The organism is Chitinophaga sp. S165, assembly GCF_003182155.1.
Classification (GTDB): Bacteria; Bacteroidota; Bacteroidia; order Chitinophagales; family Chitinophagaceae; genus Chitinophaga.
The window spans coordinates 174,368-188,918 of record NZ_QGTG01000009.1; the positions used below are offsets into that span (position 1 = coordinate 174,368).

Below are 14,551 nucleotides of genomic sequence, written 5' to 3' on the forward strand. Positions count from 1 at the left end.
TTTTTTTTTACTCAAGCGTTTGTATAGTATCTAAGGGCAACAAGCAATTTTTCAAAAGACATCGATACATAAGTTTATCCAACCATGGACGAAGAAAAGGATTTATTAAGGATCAGGGACCTTATGGTCAAACACTCGGCCGGCCGGATGACTGCCAGCGAACAACTGGAACTGGAGCGTTGGTTGGAGAACCCTGTACACCGGGCAGCCTTTGAAAAAAGAACGAATGTGGACAATATTCTGACTGCCTTGGAGATGCTGGAGCGTGGGGAAAGCCTGCAGCCGGCATCTTATGAGCGCCTGGTTAATAGAATTTTATCCATCAAGACAACCATTAGAATCTGGCGATTCGCCGCGGCTGCCACTATTGTTACTGTTGCGGCGATCGTCTTTATGTTTTATCGGGGGCGACAAGGGGATAAAAAGATACCGACTGTGCTTGCGCAAGCCGTTCTTTCTCCTGGCGGGGACCGGGCATACGTAGTACTGGAAGATGGCAGGCAATTGGATCTGGAAAAGTCTGGAAATGGTGCACTGGCCACCCAGGGAGGTGCCCAACTGGTAAAGACTGACCAGGGTAGAGTAGATTATAAAACGCTGGAAGCCAATAGACGAGTGGCAGTTTATAATACCGTTGTTACGCCACCAGGAGGACAATACCGCATTGTGCTCAGTGACGGGACAGGAGTATGGCTTAATGCCGCTTCTTCTATCCGGTTTCCTACGGCTTTTACCGGCACCAGCCGCCAGGTAAGGGTAACTGGGGAAGTGTACTTTGAGGTGGCGCAAGACCCGTCCAAACCATTTTTGGTGGATTTTGGCGGTAATCAGATACAAGTTTTGGGTACGCGATTCAATATAAAATTGTACGATGGTTTCGAGCCAGTAAGCACGACGCTGATGCAGGGGGCTGTGAAAGTCAGCTCACCTGCCGGCGCCACATTACTCCGTCCTGGTGAGCAAGCCCGGATAGGAAGCACAATAGCCGTCACGAAAGCGGACACTGCACGGGTGATGGCCTGGAAGATGGGGTATTTTGAATTCAAGCAGGCTGACATTCGTCAGGTAATGGCAGATATTGCCCGCTGGTATGATCTGGAGGTGAAATATGAGGGACCGATACCTGATAAACAATTATCTGCGCGGATCAGCCGAATGAAAAATGCCAATGCGCTCCTGGAATTGCTCAAAAGCGCAGGCGTTAATTTAAAAATAGAAAACAGAACGATTACCGTGCTGCCGTGACAAAAATTGGTGGCAACATCTCAATTGGGAATTGACGGATAATTAGCGTTAGCATGTGCTTCGCCTTGCTTGTAATTGGTAGCGTATGACTGGCTGAATTTGTTGCGATTGGTAATACCGATAGCGGAAAAAACATGTTTCCTTCCTTTCTTCCCAATTTGCAGGCATATTAAGATGATTGTCTTTTAAGGCATCGATCTGAATATCCTGTCTCTTTACAGTTAAATCAACGATTTTATGGGCTTCATAAATAAAACTGGCCACCCCGGTGGCGAGAGGCCTGTTATTGCTTTGTAATGACCGTAAAATGCCGTCCTGTATAGATTTTAGTAACACACCACAACAATACGAGCCAAAACTTATGCAGATCAACCAACCAGTGCAAAATTCCTTTGCACTTTGCGAAACGCCAAAACGACTTGCTATGAAATTGTTTTTTATTCTTCTGATCGCCTTCCTGCAGGTAAACGCCCTGGCACTAAGCCAGGGTAAGATTACCCTTACGGCCAACAATGCCAGCTTTGACGATGTCCTCGCTGAAATTTCACGACAATCGGGCCTCCATTTTATGTTTTATGACAAACCAAAAGAACATACACGCAAAGTAACGATCTCAGTTCGCAGTGCCAATTTGGAGGATGTTTTAGCTGAATGTTTCAAAAACCAACCTCTGACTTACACCATATCCCGTGAGACCCAGACAATCCTAATAAAGACGAAGGAGCCAGCCAGGCGCCCCGCACCTGGCGCTCCTTTACTTTCGGCGCCCATAGATGTCCTGGGGCAAATACAGGATGAAAAGAACAGTCCCGTGCCGGGTGCATCCGTATTCGTTATCGGTTCCAAGAAAATGACGACTACCGATGAAAGCGGCTATTTTAGGTTACAAGATGTAGATCCGAACGTTAGTATTAGAGTAACCAGTATGGGGTTCTTTGATACGACGTTTCAGCTTGCGGGCCGAACGGCTATTACCGTTCAGCTAAAAAAGAGAACGCTACAGCTGGCGGAGACGGTCATTCCCGTCTCGACAGGGTTTCAACAGATCCCCAAAGAGCGCGCAACCGGTTCCTTCGCGTTTGTTGATAACAAATTATTCAATCAACGGGTAAGTCCCGATGTAATAGGGAGGCTGGAAGGCAACGTCCCTGGCTTAATTTTCAATAAGAATACCAACTCACCGAATCAATATGACATCAGTATTCGCGGACACAATACGCTTTTCGCAAACGATCAGCCATTAATCGTGGTGGATAACTTCGCCTACGATGGAGATATCAACAACATTAACCCCAATGATATCGAATCCATTACTGTATTAAAAGACGCCGCTGCTGCCAGCATTTGGGGTGTGCGCTCCGGGAACGGGGTCATTGTCATTACGACAAAAAAGGGTGCCAGAAATCGAAAACTAGCAACTGAGTTTAATGCCAATGTAACGTTTCAGGGAAAGCCAGATTTATATTATGATCCACGCTACCTCAGTGCCGGCAACTATATAGAGGTGGAAAAAAAGCTGTTTGGGTCCGGATTTTACGATGGAACACTGCAGGATCCTACAGCAATTGTGTCCCCTGTAGTCCAGATATTAAATAGCCAACGATCTGGTGATATATCTCAGTCAGATGCAAATGCGCAACTTGCTGCGCTAAGTAAACATGATGTTAGGGATGAGTTGCTCAAACATTTCTATCAGCGGTCCGTCAACCAGCAGTATGCTATTAATATGTCCGGAGGTGGCATGAACGACGATTTTATTGTGTCATTCGGTTATGATCGCAGTTTGCCCAGTATTAAACGGAATAAAAATAGCAGAATAACGATCAACTCCGCCTACAATTACTCACCGGTTAAGAACCTTACGCTATCTGTTGGTTTAAATTTTATTCAAACTCAAAGCAAGACTTCAGGAGTTTTAGGGGAACTGCAACCCTTATACCCGTACGGCAGATTCACCGATGCAAATGGGAATCCGGTTGCTACATTGAAGGATCGGTCGAACCATTATAAAGATAGCATGCAGCGAATGGGCTTTTTGAACTGGAGGTATAATCCGCTTGCCGAATTGGAGTTGAGTGACAATACCAACAAAGGCGTTGATAACCGTCTGAATTTAGGACTAAGTTATAACCTGTTTCCGGGACTATCTATTGAAGCAAAGTACCAGTATGAACGTTTGAACTATACTAACGAAAATTACTTTAGTGACTCGACTTATTATACACGGAATCTGATTAACCAATATACCCAGATTTCCCAGGATGGAGAATTATCTTATCCCATTCCTCTGGCTGGAATCTTGCAATATTCTAAGTCAGGTATATATTCTCATCAGGGAAGATTACAAATGAATTTCAATCACACCTGGAAGAATAAGTATGATGCCAATATCATTGCTGGTTCAGAGATACGGCATTCCGTAGCTGAGAGTCAGGGAGGCATTGCCTATGGATTTGATAAGAAAACCAGGAATAGTGTAGGCATTATCGACTTTCAAAATTTCTTTCCAATAAATCCTTATGGTTCAGGGCAGATCCCAAATGGAGTAGGGTTCAACCGGGGAACAGACAGATTTGTGTCCTATTATGCAAACGGTACTTTCTCATATAAATCCTTGTATGCAATATCCATTAGTGGTAGGATCGATCGATCAAATCTTTTCGGTGTAAATACCAACCAAAAGGCTGTGCCTTTGTATTCAGTAGGTGCATCCTGGGACATTAGTCGTGAGAAATTTTATCGGTTCTATTCGATACCGTATTTGCGTCCTAGAGTCACATATGGATATAATGCAAATATTAACAAAAGTGCGACTGCTGTAACGACAATTTCATTGAATACTGTTTCTCCATTTTCAGGGTTTAATTATGCTACTGTAGAGAATCCTGGTAATCCTGATTTGAGGTGGGAAAAAGTGAAAATCGTGAATTTTGGTGTCGACTTCGCTTGCAAAAACGACGTTCTTTCTGGGAGTCTGGAATATTTCTTAAAACGTGGAATGAATTTGTTTGGGTATTCCCCTCTACCACCGACTACTGGGCTTCAGTCATTTTTTGGTAACACGGCCAATACTTCTGGACGTGGAGCAGACATTGTTTTAAATAGTAGAAACCTATACACCAAAAACTTTAAATGGACGGCCAATTTTTCCTTTAGTTATGTATACGACAAGGTGACAAAATACAATGTCAAATCAACGGTATTGCAATATATTCGAAATAATAATCCAGCTGGTACGATTGTTCCTCTTGAAGGGAGGGAAATGTATGGGATTTACAGTTATCCGTGGGCTGGAATTGATCATACTACTGGGGATCCTTTGGGTTATCTGAATGGTAAATCAACGAACGATTATGCGTCCATCTTTAATTCCAGTCACCTTGATAGTTTGTTATACAGTGGGCCTGCCCGGCCAAGATACTTTGGTTATCTAAGGAATACAATTAGTTTCAAAAATATCTCCATTTCATGTAACCTGGTTTATAAGCTGAAGTACTATTTCAGGAAAAGCGGTGTAATTGATGTTACCAGCGTCGCTTTTAGTGGGTTAGCTTTAGGCGATAAAGCTTACGAAAATAGTTGGAAGGCACCTGGAGATGAAGAAAAAACAACTATTCCACTTATGCAATATCCTCCGTTCAATGCCAATAGGTCGACTTTCTACCAATATTCCTCCATTCTCGTAGAGAAGGCAGACAATATACGTCTGCAAGATATCACACTAAGTTATCAAATAGTCAAGAGCGAGAGTAGGTGGCTTCCATTTGACCATGTTCAAATTTATTCCAATATCAGCAATGTTGCGATCATTTGGCGTGCTAACAAAGAAGGTCTTGATCCTGATCTATTTCAAGGCGTCGGCATACCAGCGGCCAGAACCATTTCGGTTGGATTGAGAATTAAAATATAATTGATCGATAAACGTAGCCTAAACCAATAGACATGTGTAAACATATAAATAAAAAGTACATAAGCATAGCCCTTTCATTGCTGTTGATACTGTTATCTTGCAAAAAGGAAGACGAGTTCCTGGACGCGAAACCACAAGATCGACTCAGCACAATAAGCACGTTGCGAGACTGCGAATATCTTCTTCAGAATGAACGGGTATTTTCCAGCAATCAACCTTATATAGGAAAAGCTTCCACAGATGATTATTACTGCCGTGCTAATGATTGGCAAACAATGGAGCCATTTGATCAAAATATATATACATGGTCCAAAAGGATTTATGCTCCTGGAGAAAATGATCCGAATTGGTCTTTTGCATATAGACGCATATTTTACGCGAATACCATTCTAGATGCGATCAACTCAATACCTATAGGTTCAAATGATATACAAAGAGTGAATAGAATTAAAGCGTCCGCTAAATTCTACAGATCTTACGCATTTAACAGTTTAATGCAGATATATACTCTTCCATATGATTCCGCCTCAGCTTCAGTTGCCCTTGGAATTCCAATGAAATTGACATCTAACTTAAATGAAAATTTTCAAAGGTCATCGCAACAAGAATGCTACCGCCAGATAATATCCGATGTCTTATCGAATATTATGTACTTGCCCAGGAAACCAGAATATATGACTCTTCCCAGCCAAGGAGCTGCATATGGCTTTTTGGCCAGAGTGAGTTTGATACTGGGTAAATACATTGATGCGAGATTATATGCCAATTCTGCTTTGTCCATCACCGATACTTTATTTGATTACAATTTCGCCGAACCAGGGGAAGTTTTCTTTTATTTTATGAGTTCAGGTCAATACCCATTGCCGGAAGATATTTTTCATACAACCTTTTTGAATGATGGAGCAAGTGCATCGCTATTAAGAACCATTGTTGACACAACACTTTACAATTCTTATGAAGATAATGATCTGCGAAAAAGTTTATTTTTTATGGAGTTTTTAGGACAAATTAGATTCAGAGGATCATATGAATTTAAATTGCCGCTGGTCCAATTTGAAGGGATTGCAACCGACGAAATGTATTTAATAAGAGCCGAGTGTTCGGCTAGAATGGGCGATGTGGACAGTGCAATGAATGACTTAAATAGACTATTATCTAAGCGATATAAAAAGGGTACATACGTTAATCAAGTAACCACTGATGCTGAACATGCACTACGGCTAATTTTGAATGAAAGGCGTAAAGAAATGCCTTTTAGAGGTACAAGGTGGACGGATTTAAGGCGATTAAATAAAGAAGCAAGATTTGCTACCACACTTTACAGAAATATAGATGGTGTTGAATATACACTTCCTCCTAACGACTTTCGTTATGCAATGCCGATTCCAGATAATGAAATTCAATTGACAGGCATTGAACAAAATAAAAGATAAACGATGAAATGTATTATAAATAATAAATTCGCTAGTAGAATTTGGATTAAGTTTATTAGTCCAGGGATCTTTCTTTTGATCGGCTTTTTTCCAAGTATAAAGTCCATTAACCGTAGTGACAAAGATGTTAATTTTGTCATTAAGGCAAATGATTTAAATAGTAACTCATACGCACAGCTATTTATTAAAGAATCTGCCTTCATTGACAAAGTAAAAAAAGGTGATAATAGTCAATTAATGCTTATTGAAAATGCGAAGATTTCTAAACGTAATCTTTTTGAAGTAAAGTTTTCACATTTTACTATTGATGGGCCAAAGTATGCGGAGATCGATTGTCAAATTGCACCGAATATTTCGTTTAGTCATAAGTTTATAGTGGAGCCAGGCGATTCCATTACGTTTAGGTTTGCCAATGGAAAGCTAGGTTTCAGCGGCAGAAATGTTTCTAAATATAATTGTCAACAGGAGATTGATGAAGTTTTAACTAATTGCTCACAACAAGGATCAAAGTCTGATATTGAATATCTGATGTGCCTGGACTCCAGTGCGTTGGAAAGTATAAGTATATTGGGAAAATACAAGCACAAAGTTCATAAGAATGTGTATCTTTTGATGAAGATGAATATAATTCAAAATTATGAATACCTGAAAAATGGAGTTCGCATTCATTTAAATGGGCATGATAGTTTACAGTTTGTTTATGCTAATCCTATCTGGAATGATCAGGTGATCGATTCGTTTTCATCTACCATCATCTCCAATGCCTCACGTAGATATTCCGATTTCATGGTCGAACAGTATGAATTTGATAATTCCATATTGCCAAAACAAAAATTTAATTTAACTAATTGTTATCAATATTTAGCCAAGAACTTAAATGGCATGTCAAGGGAATTGGCTTTGATGAATTTAATTCGGCGACATAGTTTGGATTCTGAAGATAAGTTACATATTCAAGCTGTTTTTGATGACGCTGTAAGAAAAAATTACATAACTACCGATTCAATACGGCATGTAATTTCTGACTATGTTAATAATTTGACTTCTGGGAAAGAGGCTTTTAATTTTGTATTACCGAATGCAGAGGGAAAAACTGTGCGACTATCAGATTATTATGGCAAACTAGTCTTGCTGGATTTTTATTCTCATTCATGCGGTGCATGTCGAATGGTTCATCCAATTATTGAGAAAGTAAGAAAGCAATACAGTGGCGGGAAGCTAGTAGTCGTCAGCATATTTGTTCCAGGCGGAAGTCAAGATACTACAATATGGGAGAGGTTGGTTCGAGATCAGACATACTCATCCATCAATGATATTAACCTTATAGATATGCCTGCTAACACAAAATTAGACAAGGCATCAAGCAGGTATAAAGTTTATCGATTTCCAACATTGATTTTTATTTCAAAGAATGGAACGCTTATCGGTAGCCCATTCTCGCCACTTTTGGATAATGGTGCTGATTTAAATAATATAATTCAAGATAATCTTTAGCTGAGTTTTAAAGGTGTAATTGGAGTTTCAGGTAAGGTTCAAGCGTTATTTTTGTTCAAAAAATTAAATGGGGTAGCCGAAAGTTCGGCTACCCGGTTATTTAAATCATTATTTCCAAACTGTTTGGTTACTGATAAGATTGACGTATGGATGGCCGGTTGTATTTTCAACCGGGAACGTGCTTGTGTAGTTTGGACTTAAAGTATTGTCATTAAGCCTCGCAAGAGACAACGTAGTTGTGAATGTGCAGGCTTCAGTTGTCGGCACGACGGCTTGACAAGATTTCCCCTGTGCGACAATCGGAGCCACTTGCGTGAAGTAGCTGTAAGTACCGTTTGCATCTTTCGCGGCATAAACTGTAATTGTTGTGAATCTATGCTTAGGCATAAACCCTGAAGAAGCTATGCCAACACCTGCAAGGGAAGCGATTGCCATAATACCTAATTGTAATTTTTTCATAAACCCTAAATTAAATGATTAACGATGGTCGAATTTTGACAGGATTCGACATTTAACCTGATTTCAAGCGCTAGAAATATTTTAAAATATGTATGCATATTTTTAATCGAACCAATACTTAAGGAAAGATGGAGTACCTTGCTAGGGATGTATTTAGTGTTTTTACCTGCTTAAACGATATTTGCGTTCTCTATTTATTTTGTGTCATGGGATCAGATCTTCTGATTTGCTGCTCCTGTGTTTCAGTACATCTTCTACGGATTTATTGGCTTTTCAGTTCGGTTAACAAAAATATAAACGTGATCGCATGAACAAGGAGCTTCAATTGATCACTCCTTTTTGTTTGATCGAACATTGATCTCATACATGTCGAGCCAAGGGATTAACGTTTGTACATTCATAAACATTTTAACTATTTTTTATAAATTCGATAAGTGCCACTTAGGTAGTTAACATATGGGTGACCAAATATATTTTCAGGGGGAAACCATGTAGTATAGTTGGGAATTTGCAGTGGATCGTTTAGTCGCGTAAGCGAAAGAGTTGTTGTAAATGTACATGTTTCAGGGAAAGCGCTAAATTTACACGTTGCACCCATAAGAATTATTGGAAGCACTTGGGTATAATAACTGTATAATCCATTTGAGTTCTTCAGGGCATAAACTGTGATTGTCGCGAATTTATTCTTTAGAGTGTATCTTGAACCGGCAATTCCTGCGCCCGTAATGCCGGCGATGGTCATTAACAGTATCGATATTCTTTTCATAATTTACCTATTAAGATTTAAAATGTATATGTTTTTTATAGAGTCTTTTTGGTAATCAACATAGTACCCTAACTACTCAACTTTATGACATTAAATGTCGAAATAATTGATCTACTTTTGCATTCTATTAATTTTAGACGTTTTAAGTTTTCTTACTGCCAAAATCCATCCTGAAGCTGCGACAGCTAACAAGACAATATTCAACATAAAATGGTTCTCCCAGCTCATATTTCTAAATATACCGCCACATATGCAGGGAACAAACTTGAATGCGTGAATTAGCGCAAGCCCGATATATCCAGTGAACAAAGTCATCAGGATTACTGCACCTGTAAATCCTACTACTCTGGTTTTAGGTATAAATAGTAATATGGACACAAGAATTTCAGAGGATGGAATTAACCAAATTAGTACAGGCTTTGACCATTCAGGTAGTGGTTGTCGAGTCATGATCTCACTATAATCATTAAACTTGACCAATTTGTCCGACGCTGTATACAGAAAAGTTAACACGATGACGGCGCCGAGAATGGTAACTATTAGGTCTTTTTTCATGATATGTGGTTTAGAATATGGGAAAGTTCAATTCATTTGGCTCCAGGTATTTTAATAGATAATGGATTACCGCACCATTGCCTGACATCAAACCAGCCGAAAAGAGCCCACTTGTGTCAGTTGCCCAGTGCAACCCGCCTGTCGGATCGCGGATTGCTCTATGGAGTATATAATTCGTAATCCAGTCAGCTCTTTCCTTCCATTCCTCAATGCCCAGCACCTTATGAGCTTGTAGGTAGACCTCACCCATACCGGTGATCCCGTCAGAAAATCCTAAGTGTGGTGAGTTTATTCTATGAGGTATTCGCCTTAATAATTTGTCAATTTGTCTTTGCAACAGCAAATCGCCTGTTATTGCATATCCTTGTATGAACGGTATGGCTACTCCGGCGGACCCTGACCCACCCCACAATTTAGATGCTTCACCGAATAACTGGCGTTCATGCCTGATCAGATAGTTTAAGCCTTTCATTGCGCTGGAGAGTATCAGAGTATGTTGCGAATATTCATATACTTTGAATAAGAAATATATGATCCCTGATATGCCTGTAAAAAATCCGATATCAATGTTCTTTGAGTTCGTTCCAATACGGGTATAGATCTTCCATGAACCATTTTTGCATTGCTTCTCTATGAGTTCGTCGGTGATCGCATTGAGGATATTGCCCGGCCAATCTTCTTTTACATATTTGGATATTTCAATTAAGGCTAATCCCAGGCCTGTAGTACCGCTGGATAAACTGTTATTTGCGAATTGTTGTTCGGTAGACTTGCGAATGGCGCTTAGAATTCCAGGGATAGGGGACGTCCATTCGAGTTTTAACGCTTTTAAAGCCAGTAGTGTAATTCCCTGCTTGCCATGGAACAAGCCATCGTTTCCGCTGAAGGCCCCATTGATATAATTGTTAAAGACATGGTTGAAGTTGGCCTCCAAAATCCCTTTACACGGGGTAAGGTCAAATCCAAGGCTTTTTGCATCCATTAACAAGTAAATAATGCCACCGATGCCGTCGTATAGGTTATCCTTAATGTCTGTTTGGACAACTTCATTGGATAGATTTTTATCTGTGTTGAAGGATTTTGACACCCATAGGTGCTCTTGATTCAGTAACTTCGGATTAGCCAGGCCCTTGATTGCATCCTGGACAGTTGATCTAATCTGATTTCGATCTGGCACACCCAACTCAAACAGCTTCGGGTTAAAGTAATTATTAGGCCAGGTGTCTAAAGAAGCAATAATATTGGGTAACGGTGGTCGTTCCTCAGTAGTAAAAGAAAAACATTGGCTGACCAAATTAGCTTGTTGTGGCCCCATATGGAAGTTGAGCTGGCAGCACAGAGCGTCAACGTCGGACAGGTCAAACACCATTGGGGATAGTCCGGTCAGACAGCGGATCATTAGCCCTCCAACACCATAAATATCTTGGTGAATGGTAGGGTGCGCGCCGGCTTCTTGTTCAGGTGACATATAACCCGGTGTTCCCAGTTCAAATGGAGGACTTGGTTTCCCCGTTTCTCCTTGATATGTTAATTCAAAATCAATACAGGTGATGGCCCCAGAGTTATCAATTAAAAAATTACGTGGATTGACATCTCTGAATATATACCCATTTGAATGTAACTTAGATAGTTGTGTGAGTATGGATTTTAGGCCGTTTATGAGCCTTTCCCATTTGTCTGATGACAAAGCCGCACAATGTCGATTGGCATAGATTTCATCGATAAACTGGCTGAAAGGGATGCCTTTCTTAAAGTCGATTACCAAATACCAGTTTCCTGCTTCTTCAAATAAGTCTCTAGCGCCCGGGGCGGAGATGATTCGATGTAGCGTATTATGCATCTCAAATTGCCAGCGAAGCCTATCGGTAACATCCCGGCCGGCGTAATCATAGGACATGTATCTAATGCCCTCTTTTATAACACAGAACCGTAGCGTTTTTAGATCGAGCACCTTAAGGACCCTTCCTTTTGCATCATTTTTTAGCGTTTTATCGATAAGATATCTCCTGGCTATAATTTTAGGGGATTTACGCACGACTGGAGGAGTAATGGTACCAAATGGCCAGGCAAGCTGCCTTTTGACCAGGTTGTTTTGCCCTGTTGTAGTATAATCAGAATTTACTGCGGTATTTTGTTCGTGTTCCGTTATTTCAATGTCTCCGGCGGCAAAATTAGCATGCACAACACCTTTCAACTGGAAGGCTGTGGGAATAATTGACCCTTTAACACCCTCGGTAAGCTCACATAATGCCGGCGCAAGGTCGGCTACGCTTACCGCGTCCGGGTATATGACTACAATTTTACCAATCATCTCATGTCCAAAAAAACCAGCAGACAATGCCCTGACAACAGCAGGTGACTTGGCGACATCGAAAGACAAATGTCGATCCACCAAGTAAGGAACTATTCGTCTGATTAGTGACTCTACCTCGGTTACCACAACGGATATATAAAAGACCCAGCCATCCTTATGCTGCCGCTGATTTACTTTAAGGTACTTCCCATTCTCAACCAATGATACCGGAAACTGCTGTAAAATCTGTCTATATGCAGCAGAGCTATATTCGGATTCTACTGGTAAAGTACTTTCCATGAAAAGGTCATGTTCGGTTTTCATACTTCTGATGTTAAATACCTTGGAATGGTGTTTGAGATAGGAGTCAGATGCCGCTTTATAATATTCTTTACGGTTTCCAGTTTCAGGCGGTATTTTATAAAATGGGGAGCGTTGACGTATAGCATTTCAGCGTCCTTTACGGAAAAATTATCCGGATGCTTGCTTTGCTCGTGCTTAATTAATTGGTACACATCATGGGCTTCCCGAAATCTTCTAAGATGCATGAGGATCAAATAATGATAATACAGCAGCCTCCATTGGTATAACGACGGTTTTATATCCGCGACACCTGGTCCATGTGGTCGCCGGCCTTGATATTGTATCACTGCAAATGTGCTGCAGATTAAGGCGATGTGCCATTGCTGCATGTTGATGTAAAATTCAATGATAGTTTCTATAGGCTCTGCAAACCTTTTTTCCGCCTTAAATGCTTTTAACAAGCTCTCTTTTACCAGTGGCCAAGTCTCATTTAAGTCCATTTGATTAGCGGCTATATGGGAGTACAACCTGCATTGCTCGTACCGTTCCATGCCTTTTAAACCCGCCACGTCTAAATAAGATTCGTGAGCGAACAGATGCCATTGCTTTTTGCGAACAGGATCTTTGCAGTTAATAGCGGCAGCATAGTAGCTATCAGCCAGGTAAAGTAGCCACCGGTACGTTCTATGTCCCTGAGACGTGTACTCTTTTAGTTTCTCGACGTAGAACAGGTATTTTTTTTCAATATCGGTTTTCCAGCTTGCCCCTTTCATCTCATAGTTGATGATGATTTGGTTACAGTGGGACACCGAAAGCTGTTCGGATTCACAGCGCATATATTCATGTACAGGTCCTTCCCATTTAAATGGCTTTGATAAGGCGAAAAATAGTTGTTTGGAAAACGCCATATCCTCGGATATGCCCGTTACAAAGTACAGGTCGTCACTGATCGCATCTTTATCAAAATCGTCCACAAATTTCATGACCTCGTCGCAGTCAAACCAAAATCCCCAGGTTTCATTCCTATTCCAGCCCAGGCGACCTACTATCTCTATCAGCTTGTCTAAAGCATAATTACGGGAGTTGGCAAAGTCATCAAAAGGTCGCTCGAAAACATAAGTGGGAATGCCATGTGCATCTCCCCAGGTCCTGATGATCGAAATCGTATGATCGTTTGATCCGGTGTCCACCGCTACGATCAGATCAGTGATCGGTAGTGCTGAATGCAACATTCTTTCGATAATATGACTTTCATTTTTACAAATGAAGTTGAGCGCCATCCTTTTCATGATATAGTAATTTGAAGTGCTGAAGGGCTGGATTTTCGTTTTGGCGGATCAAAGTGCTGCGCATACGCCTTAATCTTAACAACTTCTTCTGCAGGCAGCGCATCTGGATACTGGTTAATACAGGCAAGTAATTCTTGATACCAGGTTTGAGCTTCCTTCAATTTCCCGATCGATAGGCAAATGGGTACATGATAATAAAGTAGCTCCCACTTATAAAAAGCTTCATTGACAAACCACCTTTGCGTCAATAATGCTTGTGCCCTATAAAACCGGTTGCTGCAAAATGAGCTGAAAATATATGCTGCTCTTGCATTGTCCTGGCGGTAGTAATGAACAATGATCTCACGCAGGGATTCTGCCCGGTACGGATAGACCTGAAAGGCCTGCAGTAACAATTCTTCCACGCTGGCCCAGGGGGTGTTTAATCTTTCCAGCAAGACGGCCATTTTCCAGTAAGCCACGTAAAGAGTCTCGTCCTGTCTGCGGGATTTGTGAATGTATTGCTTGTACTCATTTACAGCCAGGTCAAAGTGATGTTGCTTGCGACTGTCAACCATGCAGGCATTTCCCGCTTGCATGTGCAGATAGCCAAGCAAGAAATGGTCAGCATTCGATCGATATTGATTAATCTTTTTTCTGACAGGGATAATTGAATCTATATAGGTTTCATATACTTCATAGGGGCTTCGGTTTCCTGCACTCAGGTTACCGGCTATCTTATCCAATACAGATTCTACATAATGGGGACCATACTCAATGTTTTGTGCCAGCAGTTTGTAAAGATTGGCATTCATCTTAAACATA

9 protein-coding genes are annotated in these 14,551 nt (G+C 40.9%); 4 read left to right on the forward strand and 5 right to left on the reverse strand.

Annotated features, from left to right (window positions below; translation table 11 throughout):
* Positions 1–84 precede the first annotated feature (84 nt).
* From C7475_RS27350 to C7475_RS27365, 4 genes are all read left to right on the forward strand, one after another.
* A complete protein-coding gene (locus tag C7475_RS27350) occupies positions 85–1,245 on the forward strand; it encodes a FecR family protein (RefSeq protein ID WP_110056608.1) in 1,161 nt (386 codons plus the stop codon).
* Positions 1,246–1,606: 361 nt separating this feature from the next.
* Positions 1,607–5,155, forward strand: a complete 3,549-nt coding sequence (locus tag C7475_RS27355) for a SusC/RagA family TonB-linked outer membrane protein (protein ID WP_158286629.1) — start codon at positions 1,607–1,609, stop codon at positions 5,153–5,155.
* Between the two features lie 32 nt (positions 5,156–5,187).
* Positions 5,188–6,588: a RagB/SusD family nutrient uptake outer membrane protein gene (locus tag C7475_RS27360; RefSeq protein WP_110056610.1), complete on the forward strand. Its 1,401-nt coding sequence runs from the start codon at positions 5,188–5,190 to the stop codon at positions 6,586–6,588.
* Positions 6,589–6,591: 3 nt separating this feature from the next.
* The gene (locus tag C7475_RS27365; RefSeq protein WP_110056611.1) at positions 6,592–8,082 is read left to right on the forward strand and encodes a TlpA disulfide reductase family protein; all 1,491 of its coding nucleotides are present in this window, start codon (positions 6,592–6,594) and stop codon (positions 8,080–8,082) included.
* A gap of 108 nt (positions 8,083–8,190) precedes the next feature.
* Here the strand turns inward: C7475_RS27365 and C7475_RS27370 are convergent, their stop codons facing one another.
* The 5 genes from C7475_RS27370 to C7475_RS27390 all read right to left on the reverse strand — a co-directional run bounded on the left by C7475_RS27370 (position 8,191) and on the right by C7475_RS27390 (position 14,550).
* A complete protein-coding gene (locus tag C7475_RS27370) occupies positions 8,191–8,541 on the reverse strand; it encodes a hypothetical protein (RefSeq protein WP_110056612.1) in 351 nt (116 codons plus the stop codon).
* Between the two features lie 877 nt (positions 8,542–9,418).
* Positions 9,419–9,862, reverse strand: a complete 444-nt coding sequence (locus C7475_RS27375; protein ID WP_110056613.1) for a MauE/DoxX family redox-associated membrane protein — start codon at positions 9,860–9,862, stop codon at positions 9,419–9,421.
* 10 nt (positions 9,863–9,872) lie between these two features.
* A complete protein-coding gene (locus C7475_RS27380) occupies positions 9,873–12,479 on the reverse strand; it encodes a lanthionine synthetase LanC family protein (protein WP_110056614.1) in 2,607 nt (868 codons plus the stop codon).
* A complete protein-coding gene (locus tag C7475_RS27385) occupies positions 12,476–13,738 on the reverse strand; it encodes a hypothetical protein (protein ID WP_146217670.1) in 1,263 nt (420 codons plus the stop codon). The genes C7475_RS27380 and C7475_RS27385 overlap by 4 nt, the downstream gene beginning before the upstream one ends.
* A gap of 5 nt (positions 13,739–13,743) precedes the next feature.
* On the reverse strand, positions 13,744–14,550 hold the full coding sequence (locus C7475_RS27390) for a hypothetical protein (RefSeq protein WP_110056616.1): 807 nt from the start codon (positions 14,548–14,550) through the stop codon (positions 13,744–13,746).
* Position 14,551: the final 1 nt, after the last annotated feature.